Here is a 21,325-nt window from a genome sequence, read left to right as displayed (position 1 = left end):
TGTCTCTAACTTTTCGCAAAGCGCCAGAACCAGTTCTGCAGGATTTTCGGGAATTACATCCAGCAAATCGCCGCTTTTATAATTTCCGGCTGCTTCCGGGCATTCAAATTCCAGGTGATACGTGGAATTGTTTTCGGCATCATGCGAAAGCAGCTCGCGCTTCTTTAACGTGCCATGATACCATTTTGAGCTTTCCAACTCGATTTCATTGGTCAACTCTTCTCCCGTTTTTAAACGAGTCAGCACCTCTTTTATCCACTCCACTGCCGGCTGTGCAAACTCTTCGTCGCAATCTTTTCGTGGCAGTATTTCTTTTGCGCCCAGCTCCAGTAAACGACTCTCCAATGTTTTTCCGGCCTCACAAAAGCTGTCGTAGCTTGAATCACCCAAAGCACAAACGGCAAACTGCAGTTGTTCCAAACCAGGCATATCGGCTGCCTGCAACTGCCTGTAAAACTTCCTTGCTTTTACCGGCGGCTCACCATCGTCGTGCGTGCTTACCACCAGCAACGCGCGCTCCACATCTTTTAATTGTTGCGGTTTAACTTTCGACATGCTGCCTATCCGGTGCTCAATATTTTGCCGGCTCAGCTGCTTCGCCAGTTCTTCAGCCACAGTTTTTGAGTTGCCCGATTTTGTGCCGTACAAAACCATAAGCGGTGCCGATTCTACCGGATGCGAAAAGAGATTTTTGAAAAACATATTTACAGCTTCGACTGTAACAAATGCGCTTGCCGATTGCTTTTTCTGCGTTTGTTGTACCACACAAAAAAACCGGTAACCGGCAAGCTGGCACTCACCAGTCCCAGTATAAAAACGAGTATTTTTCCGGGCAAACCCCAGATTGCGCCCGTGTGTAAATCGTAATTCATATGATCGAGCTTATCGGCAAACCCAGCCTCATCGTATTTTTCCACTTCCAGTAGTTCTAAGGTGTAACGATCGAAAAAATACTCATCGTGATGATAATAGCGCCCCTGGTGTTTATACAAAACCACTTCAATGGCATCGTCGGCCTCGCGTAATTGCGGGGTCATATAAATGCGTTTCGGATTTGGGTATTGTTCCAGTGCCAGGTAAAAGGCCCTGTCGATGGCCGGAATGCTGTCAGCAGTTACCGAAGAAGCCGGCGGAACAATAGAGTGCGGGTGCTCGTGAGCAGCTTTGCTCTCCCCTCCTGATGCCACATAATAAACGCCCTCTTCGAACCACTTAAAACTCCACACCAAACCGGTGCAGGCGATGATCAGTAAAAACAAGGCAGCATAAAACCCGGGTACATTGTGCAAATCAAGGTTCAGCCGTTTCCACCCTGCCGACCATTTTATACGGAAACTCCTTTCGCGGTTTTTGGCGTTCCATTTCACCGGCCACCACATAATAATTCCGGTAATCAGTAGCACCACAAACAGCAGAACACCAATTCCCACCACCGGTTTCCCGATGGCCGGCGGGAGCCACAGGAAGCGGTGTCCTTTTATGATGAACTTAAAGAAATTAAAACCACCATGCAAAACTCCTTCCTTTTTGTGCAGCATTTCCCCTGAATAAGGATTGAGGAATACCACGCCAAAATCGCGCTCACCATTTTCGGTATAATAAAACCCCACCGCAGCTGCGCCCGTTTCGTCTTCGTATGTCAATCCCGACGGTGTTTTCCCCGGCATGTAAAACGAGGCAGTGTCAACCAGTTGACTGGGTGGTACAAAGGCCTGGTTTTGCGCTTCAACGGTTCGCCACGGTTCCACGGCTTTCATTATTTCGTTTTGAAAGACATAAATGCAGCCGGTTATACTCACAATAAAAACGATTAGGCCCGAGCCTAAACCCAGCCAGAGATGTAACTTTCGAACAAGCGCTTTCCAGTTTTGCATGTTTTGCAATAATTTTTTAATGTTTCGAATCAAAAGTTGAGCTCGTAATTGATAGCTGATTTCCTCCATTTTTCACCTCGATCCTGAAGGAAGAAAGCGAGAAAATCCTTGATTATCCTTTAGGCTTTGAGGTAAAATCAAGGGTTTTACCTTATAATGTTGTTCAACTTTTGATTCGCATGAATTTTAAAAAGGGATCTCCATGCCCCACATAGCGGAACACGGAGATCAGTTTATGAACTACAAGTGTTTTTAGTGTCAAATTAAAATTTAAAGAAACCGGCAGTGAAATTGGCCTGCACTTCGGCCCCTTTTGTTGCCGTGTAATTTACCGGATCGATTTGATAGACATATGAATTTACATCTTCAGGAACAATCATGTAAATGTGCTGGCCATCGTATAAACTTGTTGATGCCAGTTTACGACCCAATCCTGAATGCTCCGGCACTCCGCTGATATAATCAATTGTTTTTGCCGAAAGATCAAGAACAGCGGGTTTTAACGGACCATCTGCCCATGCCGACTGCTCGCTTCGTTTTGCGGTATTCATTTCAACAAAAACTTTGTTGTTTCCCAAATAAACAAGGTGCGCTGTCGTCAGACTGTCGGTAACGGTATTAAAATCGAAGATGTAGTTGCTGTCGAATTCGCTGTCGCCACTGTTAATACGCAAAATCGCAGGATCTTTTGTAAACTGGCTAAATCCATTGGCAGGATTGGTATGCGACAAGGCATACACATTCCCGGTTTCGTCTTTTATCAATCCTGATTTTGTACCAAAACCTCCGACCGGGCCGGTACGATTGTCTTCAATAACTTTTACAAACTGCAACCCGGGATAGCTAAAAACGGCTACCTGAGCCACATCGGTGTGCGCAGTGGCATAAGTGGTTGGGTCGCTGATGTAAAAACTTACAAACAGGTAATCGCCACTTTGTACCATTCCCGAATACGACGGGCCGGATTGATCTGTAATTTCAGAAACGGCAGTACTTACCGAGCTTTCGGCAGTTACTGTTTCAGCATTAATACGATGCAGTGTAATCACATCCGACGATGATGCCATTTCAATCGCCAATAACATTCCGTCTTCAGCTTCCACAACGTCCTGCAGGCTGTTGCCAAACGACGAGTTTCCACCGGTTTCCACCAGTTCGCCATCGGTATTTTTTTCCAGTGCAATAATATCGGTCAACTCAAAACCTCCGGTGGCATAAATACGATCGTCAACCTGGTTGTAGGTATAATACCCCAAATGATCGATGCCCTGCCCAACGGCCGAAAGGCTTCCGCTCATTACACCTTCGAACAACACGGTGTAATAAGTGTAATTTCCGTCGGTGCCCTGGTAAGCCAGGCTCAAAGCATAATTTGCATCGCCGGTAATCACTTCCGGCACTTCGTTCTCATCGCTACAAGCGCTAAACAACAGCGTTCCTACTGCCAGTATGGCAGTCATGGTTAATTGGGGTAATAGTTTTACTCTTTTCATATTTTTGAATTTTTATTGAATATTCTAGATCGTATACCGGAGCTTGATGCTAAACGAGCGTCCGGGTTTTTGTAAGTAATATTTGTCGTAAAGTTTCTCGTTGAATAAATTGCGGCATTCGGCGGCAATGTTGTATTTACCGTTCTGTAGCGAATAGCTGAGTTCGATATCGTGTGAAATCTGGCGCGGAATGATATACTTGTCGCTGCCGGCCCCGAGTTCAGTCCAGGTTAAAAAGTATTTCTCCACAAAATTTACAAAGTAGTTGACGTTTAGCGTTGAACCATCGACCAGTACATTTTTAGCTGTTGCTCCGGCATTAAAATTGGCAAACAAATACGGTTTGTTGGGTAAACGAAAACCATAGTGGTAATTGGTTTGCCAGCCCGAACCTGTGTACGATTCGTTGTAGATTAGCTTTGCGCGGTCCGTAATATCCTGGTAGGTTACGTTGGCCCCTAAATGGAAAACATCCTTCCAGGCGTATTGCAGATTTCCTTCTACACCCAACACACGTGTGTCGCTGAGGTTATCGTAACGTGTTTGTGGGCTGGAAACCGTAACAACGGTATAGATCAGGTCTTTTGCCTCGCGGTAGATCAAACTACTTCCGATGGACAAATGATGGTTACCCGGTATTTGCGCGGTAAATGCCGCCCCCAGGTTTATGTTATCGCTTTGCTCCGGCCCCAGATCAGGGTTGGCCTCCACAAACAAACCATCGCCAAAAATTTCTTCGGGCATCGGCATTCGGGCAGTATGCTCGTACGAGAATTTCAACTGCAATTCCGGCATCACAAAATAGCTGGTTGCCAGTCCGTAGCCGAAATTGAACTGTTTGTTATCCACCGCCTCAACACGCTGGGTTTCCAGTGCAAAATCAAATAGTTTTGAAGTGGAGGCATGAATGTGATACATTTTTCCGAACAGCGTGGTACTCCATTTATTATTCAAATCAAATTTATAAGCCAGGCCCAGTACCTGTTTGGTCAGGTCTTTAGGAAAACGATTGGCCGGTTCATCGGGGTGTTCGGTATCGTGTGCTTTTCGGTGGAAATAGTTGAGCGAATAATTTAATGCCAGCGAACTTCGGGTGCTCAGTGCATAACCGGCATTTAGCTGGGTATTAAAGTCCGTTTCGTCAAATGTGGTGAAAGTGCGGTAAAACTCTCCATCGGTCGACCGCTCACCATTCGAGGTATAAATTATCGATTGTTCTCCCAGCCAGTTGTATCGCACCCCCTGCATCGTGTCGATCACTTCCGACTTGCTAAAGTTCAGGGCGCTGTAGAGACTCACATCCAGTCCTTCGGTCAACAGATCTTTTTTATTGTAGCGAAGTGTCGGCATCAGTGAACGACTGTTTCGAACAATACCACCGTAAACGGTATTCATGGTGGCGCCGTGTTGTACCTGCTTATCGTTTGCCGAAAACATAACTCCTAAAAGCAACTGGTCGGCAAATGATTTATTCACTAGGCCCGTTTCCAGTTTTAGTGACCCAGAACGGTAACGATCGTGAAAACGACGCCCCCAGGCGGTGTCCACAACCGTATTGTTTTCCACAATACGCGCCCATACTTTATAATCGTTGTCGGAATAATTGTAAAACAAATTGCCGCGTAGAGTAAAGCCTGTTTCCTCGTTGGTATAAGCGCCATTCAACGACGTCCGATGGGTATTAAACGATCCGTAAGCATACGATGCATCGAGATAATTATTGGTGCGGTTGGTAATGATATTCACCGCTCCTCCCAATGCATCGGTACCCAGCCAAACCGGAACCACGCCTTTGTACACGTCAATTCGCTCGATCATATTTACCGGCAGATCGCCCAGTGTCATCGATCCGGCGTTATCCATCGGAATTCCGTCCATAAAAAACTTCACCTGGTCGCCGGAAAAACCGTTTAGTGTGAAACTCAGATCGGAGCCCAGTCCTCCTTCTTCCTGAATACGAACACCCGGAATTCGATCCAACACCGATTTTGCATCGCTGGTACTGTTGAACAATTCTTTGGTAGATACCGAAGAAACCTGGTAGGCCTGCTCAATTACACGCCGTGTAGCGGATTTCCCACTCACCACCACATCGTTGATCATGTAATTTTCAGGCACCAAAACCAGTTGCAAGGCAGGCGACTTTTCGTCTTTTACCTGCACTTCCCGGTTAAGCGATTGAAAACCGATGCAGCTCACCTGCAACTTATATATACCGGATGAAATATTTTGAAAAGTGAATTCCCCGTTGATATCGGTGGTTACACCTTTATTGCCCGGATTAAGAACCAGATTCACTCCCGGCAGTGTTTCGCCGTCAGCCGTTTGAACAGTACCGGCGAGCTCCACCTTTTCGGCAGATTGCGCCCAAACATTTTGCTGTAAAAGCAAAACCACCGATAAGCTCAGTAGTATATTCTTAAGTTGATTATTTCTAGAAATTGTTTTTACCCTCATTGTTTTCACGAATTCTATCAAAGTAGCGTTCGCAAAAATAGAGGGATACAAAAGGGTGCACAATCCCCTATTGTAGTGAAATCAGGTGCTGCCACAGATCGGACAGGCAGCACTTACATATCACATAAAAAAAAGATTGTCAGCATATTACCGGCAACGAATTTAATATTTTCAGAATTTTGCATCCCCTGTTTTGGGGATTATGTTATTACAGGCCAAAACCAATGTGCAATCCCAAACTTAAATGCACATGCTCGAAATTATAACCCAGCTCTACCATTGGCCCCATGTGGATATTACCGACCTGAAAATCGTAGGCTGTTTCGAAGTGCAGGGCGAAGTTTTTCTCCTCCCAGTCTTCGCCTTCAAAAGCAATTCCGGGCGTTAAGGCAAAATGAAGCCGGTCGACAGGAGTATAACTACCAACCACTCCAATGGTATTATGGGTATGTTCGTCGAAAATACGCTCGTAGGCCAGTCCCATTCCAAAATTCGAATGACCGATATTTCTGACAACATGAATATGCAAACCATAACTAAGCTCTTCTTCTCCGAAAAAATACACGAGAGAATTTCCAATTCCTATTTCGGTTTTGTGTCCGTGTGTATGGTCGTGGTGTTCATGATCATTATGATCGTTGTGCTCCTGGGCGTTAACATTCAATACAAAAAACAGGGCAATAATGCCGCTTAACAAACTATAAAAACTTTTCTTCATTTTCTAAATCATCTTACTATCCAAACAGTCTCAGTCCAACATATAAGTTTGAAAAATGTTGAGCGTTGTTTACTATTTTGCGAAAATAACTAATTTTATACCTGTAAAACTTTTGCATGTTTAAAATTAATTTGGATTCCGTGAAGTAAATAACCTTTGGCAGCCGGCCTTTGGTTATCCATTCGTTAATCGCTGACAATTTCCTGTCAGTGGTATTTTATATCTTTTTATTCGAAACCGCCTAAAACCCAAAAGCATTAGACAACGTGGGTTTTGGCACAATATTTAAAAAAATGAGTAACGATAATTCATCTATACACGAATTCGATTTAGGTTTAATTTGCGAATATTTCTCTCACCTCGAACGCCAGGGGTCGGGAAGCCCGGAAGTAACCATTAAAGCATTGAGTTTTATTGACAAGCTTGACAAAGGAGCAAAGATTGCTGACCTGGGCTGTGGCACCGGCGGGCAAACCATGATTTTAGCGCAACATACACCGGGGCAAATAAAGGGGCTCGACCTCTTCCCCACTTTTATCGACCTGTTTAATAAAAATGCACAGAAGCACAATCTGCAGGAGCGCGTAAAAGGGATTGTTGGTTCGATGGATCAGCTGCCTTTTCAGGCGGAAGAATTGGATTTAATCTGGTCGGAAGGTGCCATTTACAACATTGGTTTTGAACGTGGCCTGCGCGAGTGGAAAGCGTTTCTGAAACCGGGAGGATACGTAGCGGTGAGTGAAGCATCGTGGTTTACCGAGGAGCGTCCTCAGGAAATACAGGATTTCTGGATGGATGCTTATCCCGGCATCGATACTATTCCGAATAAAGTGGCACAAATGCAGCAAGCCGGTTATGTACCCGTGGCATCGTTTATTTTACCCGATAACTGCTGGCTCGAGCATTTTTATACGCCACAAGTCAGGGCACAGGAAACATTCCTAAAAGAACACGCCGGTAACAAAGCTGCCGAGGGTTTTATTGCCAACCAACGATACGAAGAAGAATTGTACCACAAGTACAAGGATCTTTATGGCTACGTGTTTTATATTGGAAAGAAGATTTAACGGGAATAAAGGCCGTCAAGCATTTTTGACGGCCCTTTCAACACCCGGGATACGTTTCTGGAGTTTTAATGATTTTAGCACAGATGCAAATTCAGCTGCACCCCGATTCAAATATCGTTTTCTCATATTTTATTACCTTGGGTGCCAAATCTGTTCATATGTTAAAAAAAGTTCCGCATACCTACGTCATCATATTTTTTCTGATTGTTTTTTGTGCTTTGCTAACCTGGATTATCCCCGGTGGTCAATTTGAACGTGAGAGTGTTGTTGTTAATGACGTTGAACGCAGCGTAATACAAACCGGTTCGTTTCATAAAACCGACAGCCATTTACAGACATGGCAGGTTTTCTCGTCATTTTTCGATGGATTTTTGAGTACCTCGAATATAATTGCGCTTATTCTATTGATCGGTGGTTCGTTCTGGATTCTTAACGACAGCAAGGCAATCGACATTGGTATCTATACTTTTCTGAAGCGCTTAAAACGGCTTGACCGATTGAAAGTACTTTCTTTTGTTGGCGTGCATAATATTGTTTTTGTTTCTATAATGACCATCTTCAGCTTGTTTGGGGCTATTTTTGGCATGAGCGAAGAAACCATCGCATTTACCATCATTTTTGTTCCGCTGGCCATATCTATGGGTTACGACTCGATAGTTGGTGTTTCGCTTTGTTTTATTGCTGCAGCGATGGGTTTTGCCGGTGCCTTTTTAAATCCGTTTACCGTTGGTGTTGCGCAGGGACTATCGCATATCCCCCTGTTTTCAGGTTTGGAATACCGAATTCTGATGTGGGCGGTAATCAACTTTTTTGGCTTTGCATTTATTCTGCGTTATGCTGCCAAAATTAAAAAAGCCCCTACAAAGTCAGTTGTGCACGAAGATGATGCCTACTGGCGATCGCGCAACGAAACCACAGATGTAAAAATTGAAAAGATAAAACCTACAGCCGCCTGGTTTGCCCTGACGGTAATTTCTGTTGTAATTATCGTATTCTCCATCACTATCCCGCAAAGTTCAATAACCATTGGGAACAATGTATTTTCTGTTCCGGCCATTCCGGTGGCAACGGTGCTTTTTATTGTTATGGGCGTTTTAACCCTGTGGAGGTCGGTTCAATATTTTATTCTAACCCTGCTCACGTTCACCATCGTTTTCCTGGTAATTGGCGTTATGGGGCACGGCTGGTATATTAAAGAAATTGCAACCATCTTTTTTGCCATGGGAGTTTTTGCAGGCATTGCGGCCAAAAAATCGCCCAATACCATTACCAAACTTTTTTTGGATGGCGCCAAAGACATTCTTCCGGCTGCAATGATCGTTGGCCTCGCCCGCGGAATAGTGGTGATTCTTGAAGACGGACAAATTATTGATACCATCCTGTTTTATGTTTCCAATTCGATGCAAAACTTCGGCGAAGTAGGAACGGTAGGAATTATGTACCTGATACAAACCATGCTAAATGTGTTTATCCCTAGCGGATCGGGACAGGCGGCCTTAACGATTCCTATTATGTCGCAGATATCGGATTTGATTGGAATTTCGCGCCAGACTACTGTAGTAATCTTTCAACTGGGCGATGGTTTTACCAACATGATTACGCCTACAAGTGGTGTATTAATCGGGGTTTTGGGCGTAGCACGTATACCTTACGAAAAGTGGTTTAAATGGGCGGCTTCGTTTACCTTAATGCTGATAGTTATTGGTTTTTTATTGATCTTACCAACTGTTTTCATGGAGTTGAATGGGTTTTAGATCCGAAAGAAAACCACAATGACACTAAGAACACTAAGAGTTCAAAAAACTTATTCAATAACTTTGGGGGCTTTGCATTTTTCGTGGAAAGATATTTAGGATATTAAAGGAGGAAGCAAAAGGACATAAAAAAAGCCCGCATAAGCGAGCTTTAATGTCTTTATGCTGAGCGGACTATTCTTCAATAGCAATTGCCTCAACCGGACAAACTTCTGCGCATGAGCCACAGTCTGTACAAAGCTCTGCATCAATGGTGTAGATATCACCTTCTGCAATAGCGTCAACCGGGCACTCATCGATACAAGTACCGCATGCGATACATTCGTCTGAAATTTTGTATGCCATAACAATGAATTTTAAAGTTAAACATTCTCGTTTTCAGCAAAAGTACAAAGTTTGATATAAAATCAAAGTTCAAAAAACATTTTATTCACATGTTTTACAAAAACCGCCCCAAAACAACTAATATTCAACACATTACTACCTATGCACATATTAATATTCAATTAATCTTCTTTTTGTTAATTTTGCTATTACAATTGTAAAACAATGGAATCAGCTAATATACTTCTTGCACTTGCCCTGACTTTGTTTGCCGGCCTCTCAACCGGTATCGGCAGTGCTATTGCATTTCTGGCAAAACGTACTAACACCAAGCTTCTTACGTTATCGCTGGGATTCTCTGCGGGAGTTATGATCTACATTTCCTTTGTCGAAATCTTTCAGGAAGCCAGAGAAAGTCTTATTCACCATTACAACGAATTTGAAGGAACATTATACACTGTAATCGCTTTTTTTGGTGGTATGTTGCTTATTGCGCTGATTGATAAATTTATACCCAATTTTGAAAACCCGCACGAAATTCGGGGGATTGAGGAGATGGACAATAAAAAAGCGGCGTACAAGTTTAACCGCCTTTACCGCATGGGCTTAATGACTGCCCTGGCGGTTGGTGTACACAACTTTCCGGAGGGGATTGCCACATTTATGTCGGCCATCACCGATCCGGCTATGGGTGTTGCCATTGCCATTGCTATAGCCATTCACAACATTCCTGAAGGAATTGCAGTTTCGGTGCCTATTTATTACGCCACCGGCAGTCGTAAAAAGGCTTTTTTCTATTCCTTTTTGTCCGGGCTGTCAGAACCAATAGGAGCTCTGCTTGCCTATTTTTTGTTAATGCCGTTTATGAACTCGGGAAACCACGAAGTAATTTTTGGTGTAATTATGGCCGGGGTTGCCGGAATTATGGTATTTATTTCGCTCGATGAATTGCTTCCTTCTGCCGAAGAATACGGCGAGCACCACTTAGCTATTTACGGCTTAACGGGTGGAATGGTAGTGATGGCGATCAGTTTATTGTTCCTGATTTAGCATATCAACCTGCTTTTGCAGATGAGCTTTCTGATAAAATTTTTCGTGGGCGAAATTCAGAAACTTCAGGATTTTAAAGGCATTGAATTTTTGGAAGAAACGTACCTGAAAAGTTTCCAAACGCGAACAATTGTTGTTTAAATCCTCCAGCTCAATACTAAATTTGTCCAGTTCAAGAAATTCCTTCACCGGCTTATTTAAATTGTTCAAAAACTCCACATAATCGTTTGGGTGAATTTTAAATAAACGATCTTTTTGAGCAAAAAACTGCTGCAGGTTTTTAAACGCTTCGAAATTGTATGTAAGTGTCAGGTCTTCCTCCCCTTTCATCCATTTTTGCAAAATCGGGCCGGTACCAAAAGGCACCCGGTTCGATAATCGTGCCGATGGATAAACTTTTGTCGATGTGATTTCTCCAACCCGGCCAATCTGTACCAGGTTTTGCAGGAAGTAAAAATCTTCGCCTGCCTGTCGTCTGTTCATTCCTCCCCGTTTAACGTAAGCTTCAGCTTTTACGGCAAAGGCAGAACCAATGGTGAAGAGCGAATACGGATATCCGGAATAATGAAGTGCCCTTTTATAATAATCCAGGTACAGTTCGTAAAGCTCAATCCCCTCGCGGTGCTTTTCATCCAGTTCTTGTTTTTGATGTTCAAAAGCCAGTGTAGCGCCTACCTGTTTCGGGTGTTCCCAGAAATGCCTCTCAATCTCAACCAGGTAGTTTTTTGCCACCAGTGTATCGGCATCCAACGACACTAAAATTCCAACCTTATTATCGTTAAGATTAAATCTTCTGATGGCTTCATCCATTCCCTTTTTGCGCGCCAATCCGGCTCCTGCCCATTTTTTGTTCAGGTTTATGGGGCCAACAGCATAAAACCGAATGCCACTTTTATGGTTCGCCGCAATCCATTTATCAGTGTTAGCCTTTGTTTGAGAATTTAAGCGAATGGTTTCTTCATCGGCCACTTCCGATTGGTTGATAAGCAGAATTACTTCAACCATACACCCCGGCAAATCACATTCATTGAGCGAGTTCAAAGTTTTCGTCAACTCCGTTTCGCGTAAACTCGGAATAACAACAATTATTCCCGGCGCTGCTTCGGGCAACTCATTGATGAGTTTTTTGTGCTGATTCTTTTTCAGGTATTTATCGGCGAACATAGGACAAAGCTAAAATAAAAAGCAAAAAAAATCCGGGCGCTAACCCGGATTTCCATTTATGTTTATGTTGTATTATTCTGTTTTTGTGGCTTCGTATTCTTCGTTCAAGGCCTTTAAAACATCGGCCGTAATATTATTTACCTCAGGGCCAACTAATACGTTTGCACCATTTAAAATGTAATCGTAACCGGCTTTTTCATTGTAACGATCCAGGTAATCCATCATATTGTCCAGGATTTGATTGTTGTTGTCCTGCTGGATTTTAGCCAGTTTTGTAGACAGCTCCTGATCAAGCTTTTGAATTTCCTGCTCTTTACCCAATAAACGATCACGTTCCTGAACAGCACGTTGTTCAGTCAAAAAGCCCCCGCGCTGAAGTTTTTCCTGGAAAGCAGCCGCTTCCTTTTCAAACGACTGGCGTTTAGTTCCGTACTCAGTAGTATAAGCTTCCTGTTGTTTGGTAAACTCATCGTGCAAATCTTGCGATAAGGTGTAATTTAAAAGCACTGAATCGGCTTTAATATAAGCGATTTTCAAATCGCCGCCCGTTCCGGCAGCTGCTTTAATTGGTGTTCCTTCACTGGCGCCGTTACCTGTAAAATGTAAAACGTACAAAACTGCAACTGCAACAAAAAGCACTACACTAATTACTAACGATGTTCCTTTCATCTTTTTTATTTTTTACTTCATCAATATACTGAATTTAAGTCGCGCTACGGGCAACTGTAATCTTCAATAAATTTTTAGGTTCAACTTTTTAAATCCCGACAAAGATACTTTTTTAGCGGAAATGCCCTACTCTAATTAACAATTTTTTCATGTTATTAATAATCAATAAGTTCTATAAAAAAGCTGCCTAAAATCATGATATGCCAATGATAAACGTCATTGCACGAGGGGAGTCTCGCATAGTATTTTTATGCTGCGAAAAATAGTATTTACCTAAATTATAAAATGTTGAATAAGTTAATAGCAAATATGCTGCCTTACATGCCCAAAAAACTGGTTTGGGTTTTCTCGAAAAGGTACATTGCAGGCGAATCGATGGAGGAAGGTTTGCTTGCCTCAAAACTATTGAATGAAAAGGGAATTGAAGTTACGGTTGATATTTTAGGTGAATTTATTACCAGACTACATGAAGCAGAAAAAAACCGTGACGAATATCTGGAAGTGATTGAGCGTTTTACTTCGGAGAATGTGAAAGGTAACTTCTCGATAAAACCCACCATGTTTGGGTTGCTTCTGGATAAAGAGGTGTGCTACAACCTGCTTCGCGAAGTGGTTCAGTTCGCTGCGCAAAAAGATTCTTTCATTCGTATTGATATGGAAGACTCGCAATGTGTTGATATAGAATTGGATATTTTCCGCCGTTTAAGAAAGGAATTTCCAAAACATGTTGGTTTGGTGCTTCAGGCGTATTTACGTCGTACCGAAAGCGATTTGATCGCACTGAACGACCTGAACAACGCCAATTACCCGATCAGTTTCCGACTGTGTAAAGGAATTTACGTTGAACCCGAAAACATTGCCTTTAAAGAATACGAAGAAGTTCGCAAGCATTTCCTGAAGGACTTGAAATACATGTTCGAAAATAAAATGTACGTGGGAATTGCTACTCACGATAAATACCTGGTTGAGGAATCGATGAAGATGATCGGGGAAATGAATATCCCGAAAAATATGTACGAATTCCAGATGCTGTACGGGGTAACACCCGAACTGCGCCAGCTGATCGTCGACAACGGGCACAAAATGCGTGTGTATGTTCCGTTTGGCGAAAAATGGTTTAACTATTCAACCCGGAGATTAAAAGAAAATCCAAAAATGGCTCAACATATAATTAAGGCACTTTTTATAAGGGGGTAATTTTTAGGAGTTAAACGGAAAAGGATGGCAGTGCCATCCTTTTTTTTATGCTTCAATCTTTAAAAACTACAATCTCATCAATCGGCCGTTTCGGTACATGATGTACTCCATTTTCATCGCGCCAGTATTTTATGTTACCATCTTTAGCCTCATCAATTACAACCTTTTCGACAGGTTTTCCCAACGCAATAATATATAGTAACTCTTGTTTTTCATTCAGCCCCAGCAATTTTGCTACCTTGGCTTTGTTTACCGACCCAATCATACAACCGCCAAAACCATCTTCAACAGCTCCGAGTAAAATACTTTGCATGGCAATTCCATCGTCGCAGTAATGGTTTTCGGCAATATTCAGGTCTTTAATTACAGCAACATAGGCCACAGGTCGCTCCCCTTCTGCCGGCCCTTTCCAGTTTGTTAAATAGCCGGCCCATCCCAGGAAAGAAAAAATTTTTGCGCACATTTCAGCTTTGGTTACAATGGCATATTTTAACGGTTGTGCATTTCTGCCACTTGCCGAAAGCCTTGCCAGGTCAATCCATTTAGTAATTTGGTCTGAAGAAATTTTTACCGTCTCATCAAACCGGCGGTAACTGCGATTACGGGTTATAAGTTCTTTGATCATGATTTTTGCTTCTTGTTCTGAAGTAAAATTAATAAGCTAAATTCAATTTAAAAGAAAAAAGGATAGAAACTGAGGCTAAAAAAGAATTGCTGACCAAACTTAACCACTAGAAAAAATAACCTCACTCTACCCTTTATCCCAAAAAACGTATTTTGCCTGAAACTATTGCGCCGGCCAACTTTAATAAATGTTAAATACAGTTAATGTACTATTTACTCTACACTTGTATTACATTGGAGGCAATTACAATTATTATTATTAGATTTGTAGAACAGAACAGAATAGGGGTTCTGAAATAAAACCATTCTTATGAATATAAAATTCACGATCGAAAAGAACTCAAATGTTCTGAAATTTCAGCAATTGGTTGACGCCATTCTCGACTCTATCAGTAGGAACGAGTTAAAAGAAGGCGACATGCTTCCTTCGGTAAATCAGATAATGAAAGATTGCCAACTATCGAGAGATACCGTTTTTAAGGCTTATGCCGAGCTTAAAAAACGTGGTGTGGTGGAATCGGTTCCCAACCGGGGTTATTTTGTTACCCGAAAAATTACCAAGATATTTTTGTTTCTCGATACGTTTAAGGCATACAAAGAAGTGCTATATCACTCTATTCTGAACCATTTGCCTAAAAACATTAGTGTTGATTTGCATTTTCATCACTACAACATCGACCTATTTGATAAGATTATTACCGAAAGCGTGGGACGTTACACAAAATATATTGTAATGAATTTCGACCACAAAAAGGTGAAAAGTATTATTGATAAAATTCCGGAAGAACAGTTGCTTATTATCGACTGGAAAATAAATGGCGAAGGTAAATCGAGTGTTTATCAGAATTTTGGTGAAGCCGTTTTCAATTGCCTTGATGAAAATTTAAATGCCATTTCGAAATACAAACGTTTTACACTTTTTTATCCCGATTTTACCTACCACCCGCGCGAGGTTGTGAACCATTTCGAACGCTTTTGTAAAAAATATAACCTAAACCACCGCGTGATAACCACCTTCGAGGAATTTGACTTAAAGAAAGGAGACCTCTATTTTCTGGTGAGCGATCGAACGTTGGCAAAGTTTCTCGATCAGTGTTCTGAAAAAGGATTTGAGCCCGGACAAGAAGTCGGCGTCATTTCGTACAACGAAACACCAATGAAAAAATACGTTAAAGAAGGTATTACGGTAATATCAACCGATTTTACCCAAATGGGGCAAAAAGCAGCCGAGTTTATAGTAAAAGGCAAACCTGTGAATGTTGAAATTCCAACAACCCTAAAACTGAGGTCGTCGCTATAAATATGTTATAAAACATTTTTTTTAAAGTTTGAGATCAAACAAAATAGATTTACTTTTGCACCGTATCAGAACAGAACAGATTAAATAACTAAATAAACAAAATCACTTATAATCATGCACTTATTAGGATTCGATATCGGAAGCTCTTCAGTTAAGGTTTCTCTGGTAGAAGCAAACAGCGGAAACCTGGTAGCTTCATCGTTTTACCCAAAACAGGAAATGAAAATTACCGCACACAAAGCAGGCTGGGCAGAACAAGAGCCTGAACTTTGGTGGGAAAATCTGAAGTTGGCATTAGCCGAAGTTCTCTCAACCGCGAATATTGATAAAGAAAGTATTGAGTCGATTGGTATTTCGTACCAAATGCATGGTTTGGTAATGGTTGACAAAAACCAGAAAGTTTTGCGCCCCTCGATTATTTGGTGCGACAGCCGTGCTGCTGTTTATGGCGACAAAGCTTTTGAAGAAATTGGTGGCCAGCGTTGTTTAACCAACCTGTTAAACTCGCCGGGTAACTTTACCGCATCGAAACTAAAATGGGTAAAGGAAAACGAGCCGGAGACTTTTGCCAAAGTGGATAAAATTATGCTTCCGGGTGACTATATTGCCATGAAACTTACAGGTGAGGCGCAAACAACCATCAGCGGTCTTTCTGAGGGAATTATGTGGAATTTCAAAGAAAACGACCTGGCTACAATACTGTTTGACAACTACGGTTTTTCATCCGATATTATCCCTGAAATTGTACCTACTTTTGCAACATCGGGCCAGCTAAGCGCTAAAACAGCTGCCGAACTTGGCCTTTCAACTAAAACAAAAGTAAGTTACCGTGCCGGCGACCAGCCAAATAACGCACTTTCGCTGAATGTTCTTAATCCTGGCGAAATTGCAACAACAGCCGGAACATCCGGAGTGGTTTATGGTGTAAGCAGCGAAATTAAATACGATCCGCAATCGCGTGTAAACACATTTGCGCACGTTAATCATACTCAGGCCGATCCACGACTTGGCGTTCTGCTTTGTATTAACGGAACAGGTATTTTAAATGCCTGGCTGAAACGAATGGTAGCTGAAGATCTTTCGTATGAAGCGATGAATGACCTGGCGTCAAAAGTGGCTATCGGATCGGATGGCATCTCTATCCTACCCTTTGGAAACGGTGCTGAGCGCGTTCTTCAGAACAAAAATATCGGTTCGCTTTTCTCGGGTATTAACTTTAATATTCATGGCAAAGGACACCTGCTGCGTGCGGCGCAGGAAGGAATTGTTTTCTCGTTTAAATACGGTATGGATATCATGAAAAATATTGGTATCGATGCATCGGTAATTAAAGCGGGTAAAGCCAATATGTTCCTCAGCCCTATTTTCAGAGAAACGCTTGCCGGAATTTCAGGAGCGACCATTGAGCTGTATAACACCGACGGATCGGTTGGTGCAGCACGCGGTGCAGGTGTTGGATCGGGTTATTACAAATCGTTTAACGAAGCTTTCTCGAACCTTAAAAAGCTGGATGTAATCGAGCCCAACACACAGAATATTGCAGCTTACCAGGAAGCTTACGAAAGCTGGAAAGCAGAACTAGAAAAAGCGATAAAATAATTCGCAACTCAAATTGAAGAGAAAATAAAACAGATAAAATAACAATTCATAAAATTATTACGATGGAAGTTTTAAAAGGAAACAAAGAGTATTTTAAAGGAATCGATCAAATTAAATTCGAAGGTCCTGATTCAAAAAACCCAATGGCGTTTAAATGGTACGACGAGAACAGAGTTGTTGGCGGAAAAACAATGAAAGAACACCTGCGTTTTGCAGTGGCTTACTGGCATACTTTCTGCGGAACCGGTGAGGATCCGTTTGGACCGGGAACACAAATTTTCCCCTGGAACGGTGCTGCAGATCCATTAGATGCGGCTAAAGAAAAAATGGATGCGGCTTTTGAATTCATCACAAAATTAGGTGCTCCTTTCTATTGTTTCCACGATACAGATGTTGCCGGCGACGGAACAGTTTTCGAGATTGAAAAACGAATGGAAAAACTGGTTGAGATTGCCAAACAAAAACAAGCCGATTCAGGTGTTAAATTATTGTGGGGTACTGCCAACGTATTCAGTAATCCACGCTACATGAACGGTGCATCAACCAATCCTGATTTTAATGTGGTTGCCAACGCAGCTGTCCAGGTAAAAAATGCTATCGATGCTACAATTGCACTGGGTGGTACCGGTTACACTTTCTGGGGAGGACGTGAAGGTTACATGAGCCTGCACAACACCGATACAAAACGCGAATTGGCACACCTTGGAGAATTCCTTCGAATGGCCCGCGATTACGGTCGTAAACAAGGTTTCACAGGTTCTTTCTTTATCGAGCCAAAGCCAATGGAGCCAACAAAACACCAGTATGATTTCGATGCACAAACTGTTATCGCTTTCCTGAAAGCTAATGGATTGGAAAAAGATTTTACATTAAATATTGAAGTAAACCACGCTACACTTGCCGGTCATACTTTTGCTCACGACTTAAGAATGTCGGCTGATGCAGGTTTGCTTGGATCGATTGATGCCAACAAAGGCGACTACCAAAACGGATGGGATACTGACGAATTTCCAACCAACATTTACGAAGTTACCGAAGCAATGCTTGAGATTCTTCCTGCCGGTGGTTTTACATATGGTGGTATTAACTTCGATGCTAAAACACGTCGTAACTCAACCGATCTGGAAGATATCTTTATCGCTCATATTGGTGGTATGGACGTTTTTGCACGTGCCCTTGTGATTGCCGACAAAATTCTGAACGACTCGCAATACTGCGCTATGCGTGCTGCACGTTATGCTTCGTTCGACCAAGGTAAAGGTGCCGAATTTGAAAGCGGAAAATTAACGATTGAAGATATGTACGCTATTGCCAAAGAAGTTGGCGAGCCTGCTCAGATCAGCGGAAAGCAAGAATTGATCGAACAACTAATTAATTGGTATTTATAATAGCAATTATATACAGCATATTTACTCAGAGTCTTCGGGCTCTGAGTAAATTGCTTTTTATACTTATACCTTAAAACTAAATTTAAACTATTCAAATGAAAGGGCGTAATTCGTTTTATATTGTAGTTATCACAGTGGTTGCTACTTTGGGTGGCTTGCTTTTCGGTTACGACACGGCAGTTATCTCAGGAGCCGACAAATCGATCCAGGCTTTTCTTATTGAAGGACTGGGACTGAACTCGCTGGCACACGGTGCAACTATATCAAGTGCACTTATCGGATGTATTATTGGCGGTAGTATTTCGGGAATACTGGCATCGAAACTCGGAAGAAAAAGAACCTTGCTGCTTGCAGCATTACTCTTCTTTGTTTCGGCTTTAGGATCGGGAAATCCTGAATTCCTGTTTTTTACAAAAGGCGAGCCTACAATGGGCCTTTTATATATGTTCAACTTTTACCGTGTTATTGGGGGTATTGGTGTTGGACTGGCTTCGGCAGTTAGCCCGATGTATATCGGAGAAATTGCACCGGCAGATATTCGCGGAAGGCTTGTGGCCCTCAACCAGTTTGCCATTATTTTTGGTATGCTGGTAGTATATTTTGTAAACTGGGGAATTGCCAGCGGACAATCGTTGGAGTGGATCAACACCGTTGGATGGCGCCGGATGTTTATTTCGGAAGCTATTCCTGCCGGATTGTTTGGTGTGCTGTTATTTTTTGTTCCGGAAACACCACGATATCTGGCGCTTAAAAACCAGGACGACAAAGCACTTAGTATTCTTACAAAAATAAACGGAGCAGAACACGCCAAATTAATTTTTAATGACATTAAACAAAGTGTGCAGAGCCATTCAGGGAAATTGTTCTCTTACGGAAAACTGGTTATAATCATTGGTATTTTGTTATCGGTATTCCAGCAGTTTGTAGGTATTAATGTGGCACTTTATTATGCACCCCGCATTTTTGAAAGTATGGGAGCTGCAAAAGATGCATCGTTAATGCAAACTGTTGTAATGGGGCTCGTAAACGTAGTATTTACTGTGGTGGCCATTTTAACGGTTGACAAATGGGGACGTAAACCGCTGTTAATGGTTGGATCGATTGGTATGGCAGTTGGTATGTTTGCCATCGGTGCACTTTCGTTTATGGAAGTAATTGGTATCGGAACACTAATTTTTATTATTGTGTATACCGCCTCATTTATGATGTCGTGGGGCCCTATTTGCTGGGTTCTGATTTCAGAATTATTCCCCAACAAAATCAGGGGAAAAGCAGTGGCGGTTGCCGTTGCAGCACAATGGGCAGCCAACTACTTTATTTCATCTACCTACCCGGCAATGATGGAATTTAGCGGCGGATTAACCTATAGTTTCTATGGATTAATGAGTGTGTTGTCTTTCATTTTTGTATGGAAACTGGTACCTGAAACAAAAGGAAAAACTTTAGAGGAGATGGAATATCTCTGGAAAAAATAGTTTTTAGTTGAAACGATAAAAAAAACGGGATTTTAACAATCCCGTTTTTTGTTCTCCTCATTTTGGTTCCCAAAAACAACGCTTTGGTGACACAATTTTTTCTTCAGCCTTCAGCACTTTCATTGCTTTATCCACTTCTTTTTTATCCAATCCTGAAGCTTCAGCAATTTCGCCGGCCTTCAACGGTTTTCCGGCTGCCTGCATGGCCGCCAACACTTTATCTGTACTCATTCCCTATTCCTTTTTTTAGGCAAAACGCTCTGAAACAACTTTCCAATCCACTATTTTCCAAAAATCGGCAACATAAGCCGGACGTGCATTTTGCTTGTCCAGGTAGTAGGCGTGTTCCCAAACATCGCAGGTAAATAAAGGCTTTTTACCATCGCGTAATGGGTTGCCGGCGTTACTTGTCTGAACGATTTCCAGTTCGCCGTTTTCATCAACAACCAACCATGCCCAGCCCGAGCCAAACAAAGTAGCAGCTGCTTTCGAGAACGCTTCTTTAAAAGCATCAAACGATCCAAATTTGGCATCAATAGCCGCTTTTAATTCATCCTTTGGCTCTTTACAACCATCAGGATTAAATTGCATAAAATAGAAAGTGTGGTTCCAAACCTGTGCACCGTTATTAAAAATACCACCTTCGGAATTTTTAACAATGTCTTCCAGACTTGCGTTTTCAAACTCCGTTCCTTCCACCAGGTTGTTAAGGTTATTCACATAAGCCTGGTGATGTTTTCCATAGTGGAACTCTATTGTTTTTTCACTTATTACTGGTTCCAATGCATTATTTGCATACGGAAGTTTTGGTAAACTAAATGCCATAATTTTTCTTGTTTAAAGATTACTAATTTTGATTTTTGTCTGCTAAAGGTACAACGTTTTTGGGGCAAAAAGGATTAGCTGGAGGTTTAATTTGGAAGGAGTTTAAATAAAATTTAAGCGAGTTAGAATCGATAAGAAGGTGCTAATAGAGCTTATAGCACTCACAATGAGAATCTTAATTAACATAAAACACTACAAATGGACAATAAAAACCCCGGAGCCTCTGCTCCGGGGAAAAAACCAAAAATCAACTAACCTTTAAACCGCCTGGCGACTTCATCCCAGTTGATGAGATTCCAGAATGCATTCACATAATCCGGACGTCTGTTTTGGTAGTTCAGGTAATA

Annotated in this window: 20 protein-coding genes; 8 read left to right on the top strand and 12 right to left on the bottom strand. The window is 42.1% G+C overall.

Annotated features, from left to right (window positions below; translation table 11 throughout):
* The 5 genes from ABZB17_RS07980 to ABZB17_RS07960 form a co-directional block, all read right to left on the bottom strand.
* On the bottom strand, positions 1-702 hold a 702-nt coding region (locus ABZB17_RS07980; RefSeq protein ID WP_372649221.1), incomplete at its 3' end, for a flavodoxin domain-containing protein.
* Positions 703-704: 2 nt separating this feature from the next.
* Entirely contained in the window at positions 705-1,874 is a 1,170-nt protein-coding gene (locus tag ABZB17_RS07975) for a PepSY-associated TM helix domain-containing protein (protein WP_372649219.1), read from the bottom strand.
* 263 nt (positions 1,875-2,137) lie between these two features.
* Positions 2,138-3,367 (bottom strand): DUF4374 domain-containing protein, encoded by a 1,230-nt coding sequence (locus ABZB17_RS07970; RefSeq protein WP_372649217.1) that lies wholly within the window; start codon positions 3,365-3,367, stop codon positions 2,138-2,140.
* Between the two features lie 24 nt (positions 3,368-3,391).
* A complete protein-coding gene (locus ABZB17_RS07965) occupies positions 3,392-5,824 on the bottom strand; it encodes a TonB-dependent receptor domain-containing protein (protein WP_372649215.1) in 2,433 nt (810 codons plus the stop codon).
* Positions 5,825-6,032: 208 nt separating this feature from the next.
* Positions 6,033-6,542 (bottom strand): hypothetical protein, encoded by a 510-nt coding sequence (locus tag ABZB17_RS07960; RefSeq protein ID WP_372649213.1) that lies wholly within the window; start codon positions 6,540-6,542, stop codon positions 6,033-6,035.
* Between the two features lie 293 nt (positions 6,543-6,835).
* On the opposite strand from ABZB17_RS07960, the gene ABZB17_RS07955 reads away from it, so the two are divergent.
* Positions 6,836-7,609, top strand: coding sequence for a class I SAM-dependent methyltransferase (locus tag ABZB17_RS07955; RefSeq protein WP_372649211.1), 774 nt, complete (start codon positions 6,836-6,838; stop codon positions 7,607-7,609).
* A 158-nt stretch (positions 7,610-7,767) separates the two neighbouring features.
* Positions 7,768-9,363, top strand: coding sequence for a YfcC family protein (locus ABZB17_RS07950; RefSeq protein ID WP_372649209.1), 1,596 nt, complete (start codon positions 7,768-7,770; stop codon positions 9,361-9,363).
* A gap of 174 nt (positions 9,364-9,537) precedes the next feature.
* On the opposite strand, the gene ABZB17_RS07945 is transcribed toward ABZB17_RS07950, so the two are convergent.
* Positions 9,538-9,708: a DUF362 domain-containing protein gene (locus ABZB17_RS07945; RefSeq protein WP_082063502.1), complete on the bottom strand. Its 171-nt coding sequence runs from the start codon at positions 9,706-9,708 to the stop codon at positions 9,538-9,540.
* Positions 9,709-9,912: 204 nt separating this feature from the next.
* On the opposite strand from ABZB17_RS07945, the gene zupT reads away from it, so the two are divergent.
* Complete coding sequence (gene zupT / locus ABZB17_RS07940; protein ID WP_372649208.1) at positions 9,913-10,737, top strand: zinc transporter ZupT; 825 nt, start codon at positions 9,913-9,915, stop codon at positions 10,735-10,737.
* On the opposite strand, the gene ABZB17_RS07935 is transcribed toward zupT, so the two are convergent.
* Together ABZB17_RS07935 and ABZB17_RS07930 are read right to left on the bottom strand one after the other, a co-directional pair.
* Positions 10,720-11,901 (bottom strand): glycosyltransferase family 2 protein, encoded by a 1,182-nt coding sequence (locus ABZB17_RS07935; protein ID WP_372649207.1) that lies wholly within the window; start codon positions 11,899-11,901, stop codon positions 10,720-10,722. The genes zupT and ABZB17_RS07935 overlap by 18 nt on opposite strands.
* Before the next feature lie 72 nt (positions 11,902-11,973).
* A complete protein-coding gene (locus ABZB17_RS07930; protein ID WP_372649205.1) occupies positions 11,974-12,570 on the bottom strand; it encodes an OmpH family outer membrane protein in 597 nt (198 codons plus the stop codon).
* Positions 12,571-12,855: 285 nt separating this feature from the next.
* On the opposite strand from ABZB17_RS07930, the gene ABZB17_RS07925 reads away from it, so the two are divergent.
* Complete coding sequence (locus ABZB17_RS07925; protein ID WP_372649204.1) at positions 12,856-13,767, top strand: proline dehydrogenase family protein; 912 nt, start codon at positions 12,856-12,858, stop codon at positions 13,765-13,767.
* 52 nt (positions 13,768-13,819) lie between these two features.
* Here the strand turns inward: ABZB17_RS07925 and ABZB17_RS07920 are convergent, their stop codons facing one another.
* Positions 13,820-14,392, bottom strand: coding sequence for a nitroreductase family protein (locus ABZB17_RS07920; protein WP_372649202.1), 573 nt, complete (start codon positions 14,390-14,392; stop codon positions 13,820-13,822).
* 309 nt (positions 14,393-14,701) lie between these two features.
* Here ABZB17_RS07920 and ABZB17_RS07915 point away from each other — a divergent pair, with 309 nt between their 5' ends.
* The 4 genes from ABZB17_RS07915 (at position 14,702) to xylE (ending at position 20,153) form a co-directional block, all read left to right on the top strand.
* A complete protein-coding gene (locus ABZB17_RS07915; protein WP_372649200.1) occupies positions 14,702-15,691 on the top strand; it encodes a GntR family transcriptional regulator in 990 nt (329 codons plus the stop codon).
* 114 nt (positions 15,692-15,805) lie between these two features.
* Positions 15,806-17,290 carry a xylulokinase gene (locus ABZB17_RS07910; protein ID WP_372649198.1) on the top strand — a complete coding sequence of 495 codons (1,485 nt, stop codon included), beginning with the start codon at positions 15,806-15,808 and terminating at the stop codon, positions 17,288-17,290.
* Between the two features lie 62 nt (positions 17,291-17,352).
* Positions 17,353-18,678: a xylose isomerase gene (gene xylA, locus ABZB17_RS07905; RefSeq protein WP_372649196.1), complete on the top strand. Its 1,326-nt coding sequence runs from the start codon at positions 17,353-17,355 to the stop codon at positions 18,676-18,678.
* A 95-nt stretch (positions 18,679-18,773) separates the two neighbouring features.
* On the top strand, positions 18,774-20,153 hold the full coding sequence (gene xylE / locus ABZB17_RS07900; RefSeq protein ID WP_372649194.1) for a D-xylose transporter XylE: 1,380 nt from the start codon (positions 18,774-18,776) through the stop codon (positions 20,151-20,153).
* Positions 20,154-20,210: 57 nt separating this feature from the next.
* Here xylE and ABZB17_RS07895 read toward each other — a convergent pair whose 3' ends face one another.
* The 3 genes from ABZB17_RS07895 to ABZB17_RS07885 form a co-directional block, all read right to left on the bottom strand.
* A complete protein-coding gene (locus ABZB17_RS07895; protein WP_303918578.1) occupies positions 20,211-20,384 on the bottom strand; it encodes a hypothetical protein in 174 nt (57 codons plus the stop codon).
* Between the two features lie 15 nt (positions 20,385-20,399).
* Entirely contained in the window at positions 20,400-20,978 is a 579-nt protein-coding gene (locus ABZB17_RS07890) for a superoxide dismutase (RefSeq protein ID WP_372649192.1), read from the bottom strand.
* 251 nt (positions 20,979-21,229) lie between these two features.
* Positions 21,230-21,325, bottom strand: a 96-nt coding sequence (locus ABZB17_RS07885; RefSeq protein WP_372649222.1) for a Fe-Mn family superoxide dismutase, incomplete at its 5' end; no start/stop codon positions are given.

This window comes from Draconibacterium sp., from assembly GCF_041583095.1.
Taxonomy (GTDB): domain Bacteria; phylum Bacteroidota; class Bacteroidia; order Bacteroidales; family Prolixibacteraceae; genus Draconibacterium.
Note: the sequence above shows the minus strand (reverse complement) of the source record. Positions and strands in the feature narration are given on the sequence as shown.

Excerpts from the sequence above, each read along its gene's own strand:
- ABZB17_RS07930 (WP_372649205.1), bottom strand. The coding sequence starts at position 12,570 with ATGAAAGGAACATCGTTAGTAATTAGTGTAGTGCTTTTTGTTGCAGTT.
- ABZB17_RS07965 (WP_372649215.1), bottom strand. The coding sequence starts at position 5,824 with ATGAGGGTAAAAACAATTTCTAGAAATAATCAACTTAAGAATATACTA.
- ABZB17_RS07955 (WP_372649211.1), top strand. The coding sequence starts at position 6,836 with ATGAGTAACGATAATTCATCTATACACGAATTCGATTTAGGTTTAATT.
- ABZB17_RS07975 (WP_372649219.1), bottom strand. The coding sequence starts at position 1,874 with ATGCAAAACTGGAAAGCGCTTGTTCGAAAGTTACATCTCTGGCTGGGT.
- ABZB17_RS07895 (WP_303918578.1), bottom strand. The coding sequence starts at position 20,384 with ATGAGTACAGATAAAGTGTTGGCGGCCATGCAGGCAGCCGGAAAACCG.
- zupT (WP_372649208.1), top strand. The coding sequence starts at position 9,913 with ATGGAATCAGCTAATATACTTCTTGCACTTGCCCTGACTTTGTTTGCC.
- ABZB17_RS07915 (WP_372649200.1), top strand. The coding sequence starts at position 14,702 with ATGAATATAAAATTCACGATCGAAAAGAACTCAAATGTTCTGAAATTT.
- ABZB17_RS07920 (WP_372649202.1), bottom strand. The coding sequence starts at position 14,392 with ATGATCAAAGAACTTATAACCCGTAATCGCAGTTACCGCCGGTTTGAT.
- xylA (WP_372649196.1), top strand. The coding sequence starts at position 17,353 with ATGGAAGTTTTAAAAGGAAACAAAGAGTATTTTAAAGGAATCGATCAA.
- ABZB17_RS07910 (WP_372649198.1), top strand. The coding sequence starts at position 15,806 with ATGCACTTATTAGGATTCGATATCGGAAGCTCTTCAGTTAAGGTTTCT.
- ABZB17_RS07950 (WP_372649209.1), top strand. The coding sequence starts at position 7,768 with ATGTTAAAAAAAGTTCCGCATACCTACGTCATCATATTTTTTCTGATT.
- ABZB17_RS07945 (WP_082063502.1), bottom strand. The coding sequence starts at position 9,708 with ATGGCATACAAAATTTCAGACGAATGTATCGCATGCGGTACTTGTATC.
- ABZB17_RS07935 (WP_372649207.1), bottom strand. The coding sequence starts at position 11,901 with ATGTTCGCCGATAAATACCTGAAAAAGAATCAGCACAAAAAACTCATC.
- ABZB17_RS07925 (WP_372649204.1), top strand. The coding sequence starts at position 12,856 with ATGTTGAATAAGTTAATAGCAAATATGCTGCCTTACATGCCCAAAAAA.
- ABZB17_RS07960 (WP_372649213.1), bottom strand. The coding sequence starts at position 6,542 with ATGAAGAAAAGTTTTTATAGTTTGTTAAGCGGCATTATTGCCCTGTTT.
- xylE (WP_372649194.1), top strand. The coding sequence starts at position 18,774 with ATGAAAGGGCGTAATTCGTTTTATATTGTAGTTATCACAGTGGTTGCT.
- ABZB17_RS07890 (WP_372649192.1), bottom strand. The coding sequence starts at position 20,978 with ATGGCATTTAGTTTACCAAAACTTCCGTATGCAAATAATGCATTGGAA.
- ABZB17_RS07970 (WP_372649217.1), bottom strand. The coding sequence starts at position 3,367 with ATGAAAAGAGTAAAACTATTACCCCAATTAACCATGACTGCCATACTG.